Annotated in this window: 15 protein-coding genes; 2 read left to right on the forward strand and 13 right to left on the reverse strand. The window is 47.3% G+C overall.

Features of this window, described 5'->3' with window-relative positions; all coding sequences use genetic code 11:
- Positions 1-5: 5 nt before the first annotated feature.
- The 9 genes from Q0V21_RS17455 to Q0V21_RS17495 all read right to left on the reverse strand — a co-directional run bounded on the left by Q0V21_RS17455 (position 6) and on the right by Q0V21_RS17495 (position 11,268).
- Positions 6-275, reverse strand: coding sequence for a DUF4176 domain-containing protein (locus Q0V21_RS17455; RefSeq protein ID WP_301879869.1), 270 nt, complete (start codon positions 273-275; stop codon positions 6-8).
- 18 nt (positions 276-293) lie between these two features.
- On the reverse strand, positions 294-1,028 hold the full coding sequence (locus Q0V21_RS17460; RefSeq protein ID WP_443145239.1) for a hypothetical protein: 735 nt from the start codon (positions 1,026-1,028) through the stop codon (positions 294-296).
- Positions 1,029-1,991: a hypothetical protein gene (locus tag Q0V21_RS17465; RefSeq protein ID WP_301879880.1), complete on the reverse strand. Its 963-nt coding sequence runs from the start codon at positions 1,989-1,991 to the stop codon at positions 1,029-1,031.
- Between the two features lie 41 nt (positions 1,992-2,032).
- Positions 2,033-2,839, reverse strand: coding sequence for a hypothetical protein (locus tag Q0V21_RS17470; protein WP_301879881.1), 807 nt, complete (start codon positions 2,837-2,839; stop codon positions 2,033-2,035).
- Between the two features lie 199 nt (positions 2,840-3,038).
- Entirely contained in the window at positions 3,039-4,085 is a 1,047-nt protein-coding gene (locus tag Q0V21_RS17475; protein ID WP_301879882.1) for a hypothetical protein, read from the reverse strand.
- 59 nt (positions 4,086-4,144) lie between these two features.
- Positions 4,145-5,833, reverse strand: a complete 1,689-nt coding sequence (locus Q0V21_RS17480; protein ID WP_301879883.1) for a DUF6138 family protein — start codon at positions 5,831-5,833, stop codon at positions 4,145-4,147.
- 355 nt (positions 5,834-6,188) lie between these two features.
- Positions 6,189-7,841 (reverse strand): extracellular solute-binding protein, encoded by a 1,653-nt coding sequence (locus Q0V21_RS17485; RefSeq protein WP_079350155.1) that lies wholly within the window; start codon positions 7,839-7,841, stop codon positions 6,189-6,191.
- Between the two features lie 99 nt (positions 7,842-7,940).
- Positions 7,941-9,533, reverse strand: a complete 1,593-nt coding sequence (locus Q0V21_RS17490; protein ID WP_301879885.1) for a response regulator transcription factor — start codon at positions 9,531-9,533, stop codon at positions 7,941-7,943.
- Positions 9,508-11,268: a sensor histidine kinase gene (locus tag Q0V21_RS17495; protein ID WP_079350157.1), complete on the reverse strand. Its 1,761-nt coding sequence runs from the start codon at positions 11,266-11,268 to the stop codon at positions 9,508-9,510. The genes Q0V21_RS17490 and Q0V21_RS17495 overlap by 26 nt, the downstream gene beginning before the upstream one ends.
- Before the next feature lie 330 nt (positions 11,269-11,598).
- Between Q0V21_RS17495 and Q0V21_RS17500 the strand changes: the two genes are divergently transcribed.
- The gene (locus Q0V21_RS17500) at positions 11,599-12,558 is read left to right on the forward strand and encodes an ABC transporter permease (protein ID WP_483312382.1); all 960 of its coding nucleotides are present in this window, start codon (positions 11,599-11,601) and stop codon (positions 12,556-12,558) included.
- Positions 12,559-12,570: 12 nt separating this feature from the next.
- On the forward strand, positions 12,571-13,449 hold the full coding sequence (locus Q0V21_RS17505) for a carbohydrate ABC transporter permease (protein ID WP_024631475.1): 879 nt from the start codon (positions 12,571-12,573) through the stop codon (positions 13,447-13,449).
- Positions 13,450-13,511: 62 nt separating this feature from the next.
- On the opposite strand, the gene Q0V21_RS17510 is transcribed toward Q0V21_RS17505, so the two are convergent.
- From Q0V21_RS17510 to Q0V21_RS17525, 4 genes are all read right to left on the reverse strand, one after another.
- Positions 13,512-13,694, reverse strand: a complete 183-nt coding sequence (locus Q0V21_RS17510) for an aspartyl-phosphate phosphatase Spo0E family protein (RefSeq protein ID WP_301879886.1) — start codon at positions 13,692-13,694, stop codon at positions 13,512-13,514.
- 232 nt (positions 13,695-13,926) lie between these two features.
- Complete coding sequence (locus Q0V21_RS17515; protein ID WP_079350159.1) at positions 13,927-14,943, reverse strand: hypothetical protein; 1,017 nt, start codon at positions 14,941-14,943, stop codon at positions 13,927-13,929.
- 17 nt (positions 14,944-14,960) lie between these two features.
- Complete coding sequence (locus Q0V21_RS17520; RefSeq protein WP_301879888.1) at positions 14,961-15,959, reverse strand: cysteine peptidase family C39 domain-containing protein; 999 nt, start codon at positions 15,957-15,959, stop codon at positions 14,961-14,963.
- A 30-nt stretch (positions 15,960-15,989) separates the two neighbouring features.
- On the reverse strand, positions 15,990-16,904 hold the full coding sequence (locus Q0V21_RS17525) for a helix-turn-helix transcriptional regulator (RefSeq protein WP_301879889.1): 915 nt from the start codon (positions 16,902-16,904) through the stop codon (positions 15,990-15,992).
- Between the last annotated feature and the right edge of the window lie 26 nt (positions 16,905-16,930).

Genomic DNA, 16,930 nt, shown 5'->3' on the forward strand with positions numbered 1-16,930 from the left:
GATTTCTATGATTCACTCAAACTTACAGCAAACGCCTCTTCTTCCTCATCTGCATAACCCCTGAAAATGATCTCTTCGATATCTTCATGATTAAATACATACGTATAATCCGCATTGATATACCCTTCCGGATACAAACAGCCAATATAATCGAACTGACGTGGTGTTTCCGTCATCAACATTTGCTTGCGTCCATAGATGATTAACTTTTTGGTGCCTTCTTTTAAAAGGACGACGGAGCCATTGGGCAGTAAAGTGGATGTTTCTTTTTCCATAGTGATCGCCCTCCTTTATCATTTTATGTTTTTATTGGCATGAACTTCATCAGACTTGTTCAACACCCGGCGAAGCCAGTAGTATCGGTGTACATCCATAATAAAGTGAAATACGACAAAAGCCAGCATAATGTACACACACATGAGCACAACAGCTACGGTCTGCTGCGTAATAAAAGCCAGTGAAATGTTGGCCAGAAGATATCCAGCTCCCGTTAACATCGTTAACATAGCGACTGGCATTCTGGAGCCCATTTCCCCTTTTTTTCGGTGAGGGGACTGTCGCAGTTTACGCAAATGAAACTTCGCATACTGATATAAGGCAAATCCATATAAGACAAACGATGCAATGGCGTACCACGGCGTTGTGAAGCCCAACATGCCGTATGCAAACTTTTGCACAATAATCATAAAGCCCAAAGAACAGACGATCCCAAACACACCCCGAAACAGGACATAATTCAGCTGCAACCTTCGTGGTGTTACGATCAAGGCGACGGCCCACACATTCATCACCACCAGCAGCGGCAGGAGAATATAAGCGTATACGGGTTGGAACGGAACACTGAACACGGGAATCAACAGAAATATGTTAAGAAAGAAAAGTACCAGCGTACCCACACTGAACCGAATGCCCTCTACCGCATATACAGCCAGATAGTTTTCGAATGTCTCCCGGTGATAGGACGTTCCTTCATACATTGCAGAAACCGTGGTACCGGTCGTTGAATTTTTACGTTTTTTGCTTGCCATTTATTTAAACCACCCCGCTACTGTAGACCAGGCTTTCTTCGCACCATGCTTAACGACATCCTTCACAGAATCATCCTTCCCATCCCCATCCAGATCCATATTCATCGTTACCCCTTCCGCAAGATAAGTCAGGCCTACGGATACGCCCAAACCAACTGCGCCTACTGCCAACACAGGTGCTGCTGCAGGCAGAATAGCCGCTGTCAGGAGTGTTGCGCCAACGGTTGTTGCGCTGCCGACAACAACATTACCGATGATATCTCCAGCAATTTTGTCACTAGATGCATTATGGCTAATGTTCTCCTGGGTATCTGTGAAAACATCAATGCCAACACTTGCCCATCCCAGCTTGTCCGTTAATGCAGATTTGACCGCATAACCCGGCTTGAACATAGAGGCTATTTCCTTAATCTGCGGGGTAGCGGTTCCATTGGTAAGTTTGGCTTCAATGTCACGGACATAGTGAATTTTGTAGTCTCTGGGTCTTCCGTTCACAATCTTGTTATCTTTGACCGAATCGTAGCTTTCACGAACCAAAATACGTGGCGTATTCCGGTCCAGCTGCGGCTTGACCATGTAGCCATTTTTCACGCGATATCCCAACCGGGCAACAGCCGCGGCTCCCGTCAGTGTTCCTACCGTGCTTCCTGGTCCGTCAAATGGAGCGATTGGATTAATTCCGGTCAGCCCAAATGTACCACCTGACTGATCCTCTTGTTCCATTCGCTCACGGGTGGTTTTCACAAATGCCGCCAGTTGGTGCATATTCTCTCCAGCGCTCTGAAACCGCTGCTGGTGTGTCTGGTATAACCCAATGATGGTTTGACGATTCCCAGACTGCCAGGCTGCACCCTGAATGGAACGTTGCAGAGCGCCATCTACCTGCTGCAGTTGTGCGGTAACTTGTTCAATCTGCTGTGCGAGGGAGTTCAGGTACTCCGCTTTCATGATAATTTTGGTCAACTGGACTTCCTCCTTCGACTTAAGAAGATGCTTCCACCTGTTTAAACCGCAGGCAACATAGATAATGAACGTGTCGTTAGCAAAAACAGACTCTGCACCAACTCTTCTTCGGTCACCTTGAATGCGGTCAGATCTGTATCGTTACCTTCCAGGAATAACCAATTGCCATCGGTACTGCCCAGAAAATAAATGGTTTGCGACTTACCCTCCGTGCCACGAGTGTACACGTCAAATTGCCCCCTTCTCCGGATCGTCGAAAAAGCATGGGATAGCTCGTTGATCAACGATTCATTGAGATGATGGTCCTGCTGTAGAATCGATTGCATGGTCTCGAAGTCCGATCCAATCGGTAACGCGGATAGTTGCTGCAACGTTTCTGCCTGAATGGGTGTGCGCATCATTTCCTCTGCCGTATCGGGCAACTCGATCCGGTTTCCCATGAGTTGGAACAGATCCTGCAATTCTTCGAAAGTAGACAGTAACGCCTGATCCCGTGTGGGTGTCCATACCCATTCAACAATTTGCATGCCTGACAAAAAACCATAAATCACGGACGATTCACCATCCGCAATATGCAGATCAAGTCGGGTAACTGCACTACTGAGCTTACACCCCATCAGCAGGTTATGTACTTGCGGATCTATAGTGACTTGTCCACCTTCTACTTCAATGACACTATCTTTAACCAGACGGTTAACAACTTGTTTATATATGCACTCCGCCTGCTTACCCTCCAATGGGGGATCATTCAGATCTCTGATAAGCTGGTCCGCTTCGGGAATATTCATCAGTTGAAACAGAAACAAGGCCTCTCGGCCGGAACATTCAAACGATGTATATGAAGGCAAGATATTCCCTCTTTTCCTTAGTATAGGTTAAACATGTTATGGAAAAGGTCTATCATTTTATTGTAAAAGGTTATACAACTGCACTCAATGCGCCCTCGCTCCTGATATTGGGGTGATTAACATGATTATATTTACCCAAAAAATGCATAGAGGCACAACAAATGACACCGTCCCCCTACTAATTTGTCCACTATAAAATTCACCTTGCCAAATCGCCTAAACGGATCACTCTCCGATAGTTCATATAATCAATCATTTCCTCCCAGTCCAACTCACCAGCATTACCATCACGATAGTATACGGCTGCAGCGGGCAGAAAACCGACCAACGGTCCCATGCCACCACAGATCATTGCGCCACCGTCGCCACCTTTGGGCATCATGGTTCCAGATGCATCAAGCGTAAGTTCATACGTATAGGGATCTCCTGCAAACTGGATACCAAAAAAGTTAGGCAGCTCCAGATCATATGGTCGATCATCCTCTCCTAATAGGGAAGGGCCCGGCTCTGCCGATTCATCCATGATTCCCTCCAATCCCTCGAGGCTCCCAAAATGCTTTAATTTCATCGTGTAGTCAAAGCTGTCTCCCCATGGAAATAATGTGCGGCAGCCACCGCCATACAGATACTCCCACTCATCTTCAGTTAATAAACCAAAACCCGATTTTTCTTCTTCCTCAATGAGGTACTCCAGCGTCAAATCTTCATTGAACCAAAAAATCTGCACTGCCTCACCTTGACGAACCAGACGGAATTCTTGATGCAGTTCATATTGGTTCAGATCGGACAGCTTAAATTTCTCCAATTCTTCTGTAAAACAGGCATTCTCCTGCGCTACCGCTTCAGCTTCCGTCACTTCAATCCAGCCAAGGGAATGGTTGCTGCACTCCACTAACATGGGCGCAATATGGACTTCTCTCACAGGAGACATCTGGCTACATAAAAAAGAATCCACATCCTCCACACCATACTCACTGACCGTCTCCAGCAAATCCGCGGAAGTCTCGTCGTTCATCCCATCCTGCCAGCGATTCCACCCGAGTATTACCCGATCACCAGGCACAAACACAAATTTCTGCTCATCATATGAAAATACACCTGTCTCGATTCCCTGACCGTATCGTTCAAATGTCTCTAATCCTTTATACTGCATACCTACGGGAAAATGACTAACCAAACCACGCAATAGTTCCTCTTTTTCCTGAGCAGATAATCCTTTCCATGCCTCCCGATTTAATGCTTCCACGCACTCTCCCACCTTTCATTTTTGCCCTCAACTACCTTAAAGCCCTCACGGGCATACCCTTATTTCCCAGCCGCCTTTAACAGTTCTAACAGCAATTCTTTCCGTCTTCCATCGGCCTTGCGGGCCAGCGTTGCAAGCTTCTCCACCTTGCCCCAGATCGGATATAGCGCTCGCTCCACTTCATAATACTCCAGCTTTTGCAACTGTTTCACCAAAGGCTCAAGCTTCTCTTCATTTTCCAGTTCCGGCTGGATCTTCAGCTTCAGATAATCCGTAGAACGGCGCAAGCAAGCAACTAACGCAGGTATAGAATTAACCGTAACACCATGTGTCTCAGTAAAGGCAGCGGTAAACTTATCCTGTACCAGCTGATGCTCATCATCTACTTTGCCCATGTAATATTCAACCAAAGGGAAATACCGCTCATCTGTCAGCCCAAGTCCGAATGTTGCATAGCTGCCTGGCATACAGCTCTTCTCACCTTCGGTATCCTCGTAAAATTCGAATTCCTCAATGGCTTCACGTGCATATTCTTCAAGAAGCGGTAACAGCTCTGGATATGCCAATGCGTTAGCAAAAAAGCGATGCGTATCCGACTTCGCGATTCCTTTAATCGGCAGGTATTGCTTCACGCTGGATTTGAGCTTGATCTTGTAGCTTTTTGGGAAGCCCTGCTTCAACAGACGGATGATAAAAGCAATGGCCTGTTCGTAGGCAGCTGCTTCTTCCTTGCGAATGTGGATGGTAATAATAGAGAACACATCGTTCGCGGTGAACTCCACCAGCTCATTTTTCACATAAATATCTTCCTTGGCATAGGTTCCGCTACCTTCCGTCATCATGCGAACCGCACGGCCGCTGCCCAATTGTTTGGCCAGCTCCAAGAAAGTAAGGCCTTTCGGTTTACTGTAACTAGGCTCATAACGAAGAATCATTACGGCTGCATATAGCAGCAGATCAATAGGCTGTGCCGCCTGCTTCTCATGCTCACTATGAGCCTCGTCTTCCTCCAAAGAAGCACCTGGCTTGAGTGTATATACATTGGCGCTGTACGCTGAAGGCTGTACATCAAAGTATTGTGGCAAAAAATAATTCTCCGCCCATGACGTTATCGCACGGATAATATCACCACGATGCTCCGCCAGAGCTTCCTGACGCCCTTTGTTTAACTCCTGTATTCGATCATATTGCGCTATAGTCCACGCTACGTTGAGTTCAGGAAACAATTTTGGATCAAGCAGATGACGTGTCAGAAAAAAGGATTCCAACGGCTTTGTTGGATATGAACCTTTCAGCAGCTTTTGGTCTACGTATGTATGAATGCGCTCAAGCAGCTGCTGCCTTTTCCCTTCTTTGATATATTCGAGCATGGTCACTTGAAGCTTTCCTTCTGTCGTGGGGAATTTCCCGCGAAAGGTAAACCGATAGTCGATCAACGCTGTATCCGCCAACTTATCCAATTTCTCTTGAACGACTTCTACAAGCTTGGGCTGGATTTCATTTCGCACCTGTTCCTCGGTAAAAGGACCTGGATTCTTCGATTTGAATCCTTCATCCAATCCAAGATCCACACTGTCTATCGTGGTCCTTCCAGGTCTGTAATCCAGCAAAATATCATTAAAGATCCCCATTTGCAGCGTTGTTCGCTTCACAGCCTTTTCCAGGTCATTCCGCTTCAATTGTTCCTCAAACCATTCATGAATTACCGCAATCATCTCTTCCATTGCCTGATCATAGAGTGTACTCATCCTCTCGACCGCCTTCCCATTGATCTAATGTCTGCTGATGTCCACTAAGGTCTTCTGCCCAAAAGTTCTTACTAATCTCTGATAACTTCGCATACCATCTATATAAAATACGTATCTACGTTCGTAGTTCCACCTATTATTTTACTCTCTCAAGCTCACCCGGAACAATAAGTCTTACGCACGGTTGTTCGCTAGAAAAAGAATGATCCTCTCTCCTGCCCTGTCTGTGCATCCCGCAGACCAAGACAAAAACACCGGATTAGGCGATTTTCCGCCCATATCCGGTGTATTCACGAAATATTACGATTCTTTTTTATAACTTTAGTATGATTCATCTCGTAAACCATTCACGGTATTAATTGACTGTTTTGAACCATTCATTGACTTCAGTTGTGATTTCATCGCCGCCCATGGATTTCCATTTCGTCACAAACGCGTCGAATTCATCGATGCCAACCTGACCATAAATGATTTTGCTGAACGTATCTTTCTCCAGCTTGTCGAGTGCGTCTTTCTTCATTTTCATCGTATCCGTAGGTGCACCCGTGAATTTGTTCTTGATTGCATCATCCTTATGGGCTACCACGACTTGAGCCGCAGCGAACACTTCAGGTTTGTTGGCAATTTTCGTATTTTTCTCAAATGGTGTTTCAGGCTCCTTACCCGAAGCAAGTTCAGCCAGGGTATCCATCATCAGGTTGGGAATCCGTGCACCATCATAAGTGAGTGTGTACTTCAGCGGAGATACGCCGTCTTTCAAATCAGCTTCACCAAGCACTTTGCCATCTACAATATCAAAGTCATATCCTTGGGCAAAGCCATGCTCAAACTCCCCACCCACTTCTGGATTAGCGAAGTTATCGAACAAATAATTTTGATATGTGAAGAAAATTTCCGGGTTGGCCATATCTTTATTGATCAACACAACCCCGTTGCTCGCACCTGAACCGTGGTGATGGCTCTCGCCAGTTGGTCCAGTTGGCAGAGCGATTGCTTTGTAGGTAGCGCCGTCCACATTTTTCTTCACATCATCGATCGGCCAGTTCGGCATCCAGTGTGGTCCCACAATGATTCCGGCTTTGCCTGCTGTAAACAGTTCGGCTGCCTTGATCTCGTCATATACGCCGGCTTCCTTCGGCAGATAGCCTTTGGACAACCAGTCTTTCATCGTAGCAAGTCCTTCTTTCACACCTGGTTGAATTGAGCCATATTCCAGTGTTCCTTCTGAATTCACATTCCACTGCCCCGGCATCGTATTGTACATTCCGAAGATCCAGCCGGATTCACTCATCCACGTATTGAGGGCAATCTTCATGCCGACTGTCAGACCGTACGTATCTTTCTTCCCGTTACCATCCGGGTCTTTATTCGTAAATGCATCCATTACCGTAACGAGCTCATCGATCGTTTTTGGTTCTTCCAGCCCCAGCTTCTTCAGCCAGTCTTCACGGATAAACATAACCGGGTCGCCGTTGTAGGCATAGTCGAAGATCGGAATACCATACCGTTTACCTTCGTACATGTACGGGTACCATTCTTCCGGTGCGGATTCGGCAGCCCCTTTCCATGTGTCGGATGCATACTTGTCGAACAATTCACCTGCATCGGCGAATTTACCTGACTCAATCAACTCACGTACCAGATTGTAGTCACCACGGATGGAGACGATATCCGGCAGCTCTTCGTTAGCCGACAGGGAGAGGCGAAGCTTCGTGTAGAAAGCATCGTTGGTCACCGACACAGCCCAAGGTGTAGTCAGGTCGATGCCCAGACGTTCTTTGGCCCATTTGGTGTGCACGTTGTTCTGTGCAGTCTCTCCGTTCTTGAACTTTGTATCATCATTCCAGGCTCGCAAATAGCTCATTTGAACCGCAGGTTCATACTTGCCGTCTTGCAGCGCAAGTGGCGCAGCCGCTTCCTTGGACGGTTCTTCCTTTGCCCCCGAACTGCATGCCGTTACGGCAACCATCGTCAGTGCAAGCAATGCAGTCATCATTTTTCTATACATGAAACCCCTCCTCAATCGCTTTGAATACCCTTACATGAAAAGGATAGTGCAGCCGGGGATGCAAACATATATCACAATTTCAATGTTCATATTGATTTGTTAACCGTTCCGAAAATCCTGCGGGGTCAATCCATAATGTTTGCGGAATACTTGAATAAAATAAGGGGTATTGTTGTATCCCACTTCCTGGCCGACTTCATAGATCTTCATTGCCGTATGCTTCAGCAAGTGGACAGCACGTTCCATCCGGGAACGAATAATGTAGTCACTGATGCCTTCACCCGTTGATTGTTTATACATTTTAGATAAGTATACCGGGTGCAGATGTACCTCCCCTGCAATGACCTGCAAGGAAAGATCTTCGCCCAGATGATGGTCAATCCATTGTTGGACCTGTCTAATCATGCTTGATCCACTTTCCTGGCCCGTATCGGTTGCACTTTGAGCCCATTGTTCCATCACACTCCGGGTCCATGCTTCCAGACTGCGAAGCGACACACCGTAACCATCCTTCAACAGCTGCTGATACTGCTCACCAAGGACATCGGACAACTGTCTGCCCTCCCGATGAGCCATGTATGAGAAAGCCGCTGCTAGATAGTGAAAAGCAACATACACATGCTCCGGGAACACACTATCCGATAACTCGGCGAAAATCGAATCAATCTTGCGGTTTGCATCCTCCATCCGTCCTGCTTCCAGCAATGAAGTCAGTCCAGGTGGCTCATACAGTGCGGCAAGTGATTTCAATGTTGCCCCATGGGAGCCGGCAGCCGCATTGAGATGCAGTCCTTTGCCCGCTTCCGCCTGCTTGCGCAAGGCACTAACTGCCTGATGGTACAGCTGCGGAACCTGCTCTGGAAAACGACCGATCCGGCTAACGGACAGGGAGATCGTCGCGTTTAAATACTGCTTCACACTGTGAAGTAATCGTTCTCCAAGCCGTCCCATTAAGATTTCCGGTTCAGACTGTGCCTGTTTGGGGCTAGCCATGAAAACGAGATCATCATAGGCATCGTCCGTATGACAGAGATGATAGCTGCTGCCAAAGATCTCCTCCACCACATTGGAGATAGCGTATTTCATTAATCGGAATGCCTTGTGCGTTGGCTGCGGATCATCATAACGAATAAGCAGCAGCTGCATTTTGTCCTGAGGGCGGAAACCAATCTCCAATTGCTCCAGCTTTTCCACAAGTTCACTCTCTGCAAATTTGTGCCCCAGCAGCACATCCTTCATTAATCCAGCCCGCTTCTCCGGTAAATGCTCTCTCACCGAATACATAGCGCGCTGATGCATCAATTGTTTCTCTCCCTCCAGCCGAATCTGGACGGAGGCCTGCTGCACGGCTTCAATTAGTTCCTCATCCCGCACTGGCTTCAGCAGATAACTCACTGTTCCATGACGGAGTGCCTGCTTTGCATAATCAAAGGATGCGTGTCCAGATAAAATGATACATTTGGTCCGCTCCCACTTTTGCCGAATATGACTCACCAGATCCAGACCGGACAAGCCCGGCATACGAATATCGGTGATGATAATATGAATTTGATGGGCCGTCATTTGCTGCAAAGCCTCTTTAACTGAATACGCCTTATACACCTGTCCAATCCCATGTTCCCTCCACGGTATGGAGGATGCAATCGATTCCACCGCTGAATGTTCATCATCCACGACCATTAGATTCATCATTAGGATATTCCTCCTCAAACCATCGTATTTCTACACTGAGCCCCCCATAAGGGATCGATGCAAAGTGAAGCCCCGAAGAATGACCATATCGTGTAACGAGCCGCTGGTGTACATTCCAGGTACCCGTGCCAATCTCTTCACCCATCGGTTCATTGATTTCTCGTTCAAGACCAGCAATCTCTTCCGGCGTCAAAGTAACACCATCGTTATCAACAAACAGACTGTATCGTGTGTATTGCCTTCCATCCATTTGCTCTTGTGCTACCATGCCTGTAACCACGATGTGACCGCTACCCTCCATCGGTTCAATGCCGTGAATGACTGCATTCTCCACGATAGGCTGGATCAGCAGCCTTGGAATGTGCTGCTGCATCAGCTCTTGCGGTACAGCGATCTCATACGACAAACGATTGGTACGCATCTGTTGGATGGACAAATAATTGTCAAGCAACCGAATCTCCTCTTCCACGGTCGTCATATCGTTCTCATCACGTGTGATGTAGCGATAGTAATCTCCCAGACTGAGCGACATGGCAATAACCGCTTCGCGGTTGCCGAGCTGCGTCATATTTTTAATATAAAACAGACAATTGTATAGGAAATGAGGATTAATCTGTGATTGCAGATGCTTTAACGTTGCTTCCCGTGAACGGATGCGTTCCTCGTATACCTTTTCGATCAGCTCCTGAATCTGCTCGGCCATGTGATTGAAGCTCTGCGTCAGATACGCGAATTCATCACGGGAGTGATCGACCGGAATTCGTGTGGACAGCTGTCCTTTGCGAATCTGTTGAAGCCCTCTCATGAGACGTTGGATCGGCACCTGTACCTTTCGGTATAACAACAGTGCAGCACCAATACTGAGCACGAGCAGCAGCAAAATGGAAGTAATAAACATATTTCGACTCTTGTCCATCGGGGTAAGCAAATCATCCAGCACAACCGGGTTAACATAGATTCCGTTCAGCTGTTTGGAGAGCACATAACTGACCAAGTACTGCTTGCCCCCCACCTCCAGCTGATGGTTGCCTTCACTGCCCAGCGCGTTTATCGGCATGTCCTCCATGATGGCCTGGATCAGCTCAGGGTCCGCACTTCGATTCAATAACGGCTCATTGCCCGGTACGAATAGAAAGGGATCTCCCCCTTGGGCCTCCTTGAAGTCGTCCAGCATGGCTACAATGTTCATTGGATCAAAATTAATCTCCATCACGGTTCGAACACCCGTAGTCACCGGTTTTGCACTCCACTCATAATTATCCGTGAAGAAGTAGGTGAAGCTCCCCTGATCCAATTGCCACTGTCCAGGTTGGGGAAACTTCAACATGTTCTCATTGTATACGGTTCGACTTGTCTTGGTGGATAGAACCAATTCTGCCTGAGGCAGAACAATGGTAATATCGTTCTTCCAGCGGCTGGTGGACTGGTACAGCGACAATTTGTCGAGAATATCGAGATAGATGCTATTTTTCTCATATTGGCTGGTCGATTCCGTCATGTAACGATAATGCAAAATACTTGGATCGCGCAGTAATGTCAGCCCGTAGAGCGAAAGCTGCTCAATATTTTTATCTACCTGAGAGCTAAAATAGTTGAACTGGTTCAAGCTGGACTGCTGCTTCTCCTCGACGATCATGTCCACGTTCGCCTGATTGGCGTAGGTGTAGAGCAACAAGATGGGTACCAGCAAGCAGACCAGCAACATAACTGTTTTTGAGAATACTGTAAATTTCATTGCTTCACCCTGTCCCGGTTAAAGTAAAGATACATATCGAAGTCCTATTTTATATTGAAACCCCTTACATATCTATACTGAATTTCGCATAAAGCCCTTTTCAGCCTCTCGGTCAGCTTCTCTATTTGATGTTCATTTTTATTGAATAGTGCTCTGCTTCCTCCCTTTATGTGTTGTTATATCAACAAGTTAATAAATCAACATCCGCCTTGAAATGTTGTTCTATAGCTCACCCGTTTCCATTGCTATAATTCAGTTGCTCCACTTTTTGCAGAGGCTGACTGGCCTCATGACAGAGGCTGGACGATATAAAGGAGGGACCTGATGGCTATGGAACAACCACTAACGACCAATACGCCGGTGCGGCAGGCAACACACAATCCACGCAAACGTACCCGCTGGAATTTCAAACGCAATTGGCCGCTGCATCTGATGCTGCTGCCTTCGGTACTGCTCACATTGCTGTTCGCCTATGTGCCTATGGGCGGCATTATTATTGCTTTTCAGGATTTCAAACCATGGCTGGGATTCACCGGTTCCAAATGGGTAGGATGGGATAACTTCCGATTCATGTTCGAATATCCGGACAGTGTTCAGGTCATCTGGAACACGGTGCTGATCGCTGCCATAAAAATTGTGGCCGGACTCGTGGCCCCGGTTGTGTTTGCCATTTTGCTGAATGAAGTACGGAACTCCACGTTCAAAAGGTTCTCGCAGACGCTGGTATACCTGCCCCACTTCCTGTCGTGGGTTGTACTGGGCGGCATCCTGCTAGACATGCTCTCTCCCGAAGGCGGTCTGATTAACCAGGTGCTCGCGGCTGTTGGCATTGAACCGATCTTCTTTCTTGGCGATGGCGACTGGTTCCGTGTAACCGTGGTTATCAGTGATGTATGGAAGGAATTTGGATTTGGTACCATTGTCTTTCTTGCAGCCCTCGCAGGCATTAACCCTGCGCTGTATGAAGCTTCCGAAGTTGACGGGGCAACACGGCTTAAGCAGACTCTGCACATTACGCTGCCTGCACTCGTGCCGATGATTATTGTCGTGGGAACACTATCACTGGGGAATATTCTTAATGCCGGATTTGACCAGATTTTCAACCTGTACAATCCACTTGTATATGATAAAGGCGATATTATTGACACGTTTGTTTACCGGATGGGTATTTTGAATGGCAAAATGAGCTTTGCGACTGCGGTTGGTTTGTTCAAATCCTTTGTCGCCATGTTCCTCGTTATTACTGCCTACCGGATGGCTTACAAAATCGCCAATTACCGCATTTTCTAAGGAGGAATTAAGGTGTATCACAAAACGACCGGATACCGTATATTTAACGGCTTCAACCTGTTCTTCATCGCGGCCGTCTCGCTGCTGTGTGTGCTGCCGCTTGTCCACATTCTGGCGGTTTCCTTCAGCGGTAAAGCGGCAGCTTCCGCCAATCTGGTAACGCTCTGGCCGATTGATTTTACCGTCGATGCCTATACCAAAACGTTCGGTAACAGTAACTTTCTCAGCGCACTCTGGATCTCGGTGCAACGTACCGTGTTCGGTACGCTGCTCAGCATGGTGCTGGTCACCCTGACGGCATATCCTCTATCTAAAGAGAGTTTGAATTTTAAGGGACGTTCGCTGTACGCGTGGTTTTTCATCTTCACGATGCTGTTCAGCGGCGGACTGATCCCGTCCTATATCCTGATTCAAAAGCTGGGACTGATCAACACCCTGTGGGCTCTGATTTTACCTGGGGCTGTGGCGGTCTGGAACCTGATTCTCATGATGAACTTCTTCCGTAACGTGCCCAAAGAGCTCGAAGAAGCAGCGTTCATCGATGGTGCCAACCATATCACCACACTGTTCCGTATTTATCTGCCCGTATCCATGCCGGCCATTGCGACGATCTCCCTGTTCACGATGGTGGGGCAATGGAATTCCTGGTTCGACGGACTGATCTACATGAATGACGCAGCCAAATACCCGCTCGCTACGTTGATGCAAACCATTATCGTACAGCAGGATTTCTCCAACATGAATGTCGATGCAACACAGCTTCAGAACATGTCGCAGCGTACCGTTAACGCAGCCCAGATCTTTATCGGGGCACTGCCAATCCTGCTCGTGTATCCGTTCTTGCAGCGATTCTTTGTAAAAGGTATTGTGCTTGGGGCTGTAAAAGAATAGGGTTCGTATACTGAATGCATTCGCATAAATTCACATAATTTATCCCGAGGTTCATAACGCATTTATTTACTTCGGGATGATTTCCCGCGAATAGCGTTGTTATATTCATTAATGAGTTCATCCAGAACCATCGATTGACGAATGACTTCCGGATGCCACAGTTCTTTATGAGAATTTGCAATCTGGTGGAGCCTTTGTCTTGCCTTTTCGATACATTCCTGAATGGTTTCCGGATTATGCACCATACTCCCGCCCCCTGTTGTCCTTCAATATCCTCCATCCAAAAAAGACCATCTATTATAATATTCGGAACGAAGGTAGCTGCATATTACCCCAAAATCGAATTTATGGTTATTTTTTCTTGTAAAGGTTGAAATAAGATGAGCAATGGACTTCGATGGTGCAAAAACACGAAAAAATACCGGATAGGCTTATAGCCTTATCCGGTATTTCTATTTTACGGTAAAACGGTTCCATTCATCTTAATCCGATATCCTCAAAACGGTTACCAATTGTCTCAGGGAAGGCCTGTTTAATGGCATCGATGGCACGCTGTTCCGTTTCCCCCACCTGCTTGATCAGGTTGATTACCCTCAGTACAAGCCCCGGCTCCTTCGCATCCCATGCTGGTGAATCCTCAACCTTCTCCATCATCTGTGCATATAAGTCTGCGAGTAACGCATACTCCCGCACCACATGATTCATCTGATTGGACAAATGCCCAAGCTCTACAACATAGGCGGCCATATCCTGTCTTGAATTAGCATAATAGCGCAGGACCTTGGCGGCTTGATCGGTTTCATATACTCCAGATTGCAGGGCAGCAGCAATGGCTGCATATGCAGCAGGTCCACAGGCGTAATCTTGGGGTGGCAGCATATAATCATGGGTCTCCCATTTGTATACAGCCTGAATTAATGATTCTTTGCACACTTCCCATACGTCTACGGTTGTATGAGATTCAAGCACCTGATAGTACCAGTATGGTGTACTGTTCCGACCAAAAGAATCATAGGGCAGACGAACAATTTCATTTCCTTTACTTTCACAGATAAACAGTACCTGCTCCCCATCATCATACCCCGTGCAAATGACAAACTGATCATGCCATAGAATGGCCCCGACCCCCCGGTCAATGGAAGCTTTGATATCCAGCAGGGCCTGCTTCTGATAGAGCGGAAAGGTCAGCTCGAACGAAAAGCCCCCGTGTTGTCCGGTCGTGACGCCAATGAAATCCGCAGCTACAAAATTCTCAGCCATCCAGTTGTATGCCGAAATCGATTCTGTCGTTAGACCCCGATCTACTACTAATCGAAACACACTTGTGGTCATCCCCGCAATCATGTGACGCGGTAAATCCGTCCACTGTTTATGCATCAGAATCCGGTACATCGCATCTATATAGGAGCCCGCTCCGTTCCATGATATGTGTTCACGTGCAGAATTGCTGCTCTGTATAAAATGAATCCAATCCGGCAGTATTTTGCTCCCCATCCTCTACTCCTCCCTTCCTACCTTGCCGAGTGTGCACCCCACCGGGGCACAGTAGACCGTTTACGGTCAGGATACTTTAGGGAGATCAAGCGAAAATAATCAACAGCCTGGTCTTCCAATGTCTTCGCTTCCAATAAAGCCTGTGCCAGCTTCTCTGTGGCGTCTGCCTGCATGATCCATCTGTTATGCCCCTGAATCATGTATCCCTTCATCTGTATAATCAATGCTCCAAGCTGTTCATAGCATGCATAGGCCTGGTCCAGTTCAGTCCATATTCCGCGCGCATTCTGCAAGTACATCTGAATTTCAGTTCGGGACTGGCAATAGGATTCCAAAATATAAGCAGCACCCGATTCATCGTAATCTCCACTTCGAAGGGCTTGCACCCACACATCATACGCCAGTCTGCCCGAAGCGATATTCTGATCAGGCAGCAGCCTGAAAGGTATATCCCAATCCTCAATCGCCAATCTCAAAGATTCCAGCAGCATCTGTTGTTCGGGGATATGTACCTGTTCACCAAAAACCTGACAATACCAGAACCCGGTGAAGTTTAGTCCGAAATTGTCATACAGCAAAATCTGAGGTTCCTTGCTCCAGCCGTCTTGCACATAAAAGATGCGATCACTGTCATCATACCCGTGAATGACACCAAATTCCGGAATCCAGTAGATCACCCCGATGCCCCCATCCAGACTGCGCTTCACCCAATTCACCGCATCCTGCTGGTAATACTCGAAGGTGGGATGACGTGTCCGTCCTCCATCACTAATCGTGAATAATCCCAAATTATCGATTCCTTGGCGATGGGATTCGCCCCATTGACCGTAGGCTGTAACCGACAAATGCAGCAATCTGCGGTGTACCGAAAGTTTGAATGCCATCCCCGTATATCCAGCGAGCCCATATTTAGAACCCTGAAACAGACCCGCATGGGTCAATACAGCGTGCAGGCTATCCACATACGATTTGGACTCCCGCTTCATGATCAGGTTGTCTAACACAACTTCAGTCAAAAAAAATCCCCTCTCCATGGTTGTTCTAATTCACGTTTGCCTTGCGCTTATTGCAAGCCTGTCGATTATTCCTTCAGCACTTTGCTGAAACTTTCGTCTAAGCCACGTTGGAGACAACAGTTCCTCCCACTCGCTAATGAACAAATGCTGTAGGAAAGCATCCGTATCATAAAATTCAATCCAGTGAACCTGACCTTGCTTCTCTCGAATCCGATATCCATGCCACTGCTCTGTTTGCCGCACTTCTCTCAATCTTATCTCAGCGACAAACGGTTTACGGACAGGCAGCGCCTCTTCCCATGAACCCAGCAACCCGTCTGTCTGACACTGAAACGTCTCGTTCGTCATCTGCACATGAATCATGCCCTCCAGCCGGATGGCCGTTTGCTGTAAAGGGTCCATTTCATAACCAACCACGTAATCGGCGTTGAACTGGGACAGCATCTTCAATGGACACCAGGTAAATTGCCGTTCTCCGGCATGATCTCTGTAATGGATATGTACTTGGCGGGATTCGACAATCGCATGGGACAAAATCTCAAAGAACTGAAGCTGCTGCGGATCTGCTTTAAACACAGGAAGCTGACTGCTCTCCGTCTGCTGTTCCTCGAGTGTAAAACGCTCCAGCAAATGTGCCACACGTTTCACCGCATCCGACTGATCATAATTGTAATGCCGATAACGATGTGCCAGATATTTAAGCACCCGCTGCTCTTCTTGCGTCATATATAAATGGGGCAGTCGGTAGGTCTGATCCTCGTAACAATACCCCCGATATTTTGCGATATACACCAGGGGGGCGCGCAGAGAAATCGCCATATATTCAATATCACGCTGGGCCTGACGCCGGGATATTTCAAATTCACGTGCAAGCCAGCTGCTGTTCGGAAAACGTCCACTCCGAATCTGCTCGTCAAACCAGTGAATACGATGCATATTGCTCATTTCCCCGCCCCCCTATCTCATTCCGT

Source organism: Paenibacillus sp. 11B (assembly GCF_030487755.1).
GTDB lineage: Bacteria > Bacillota > Bacilli > Paenibacillales > Paenibacillaceae > Paenibacillus > Paenibacillus vandeheii.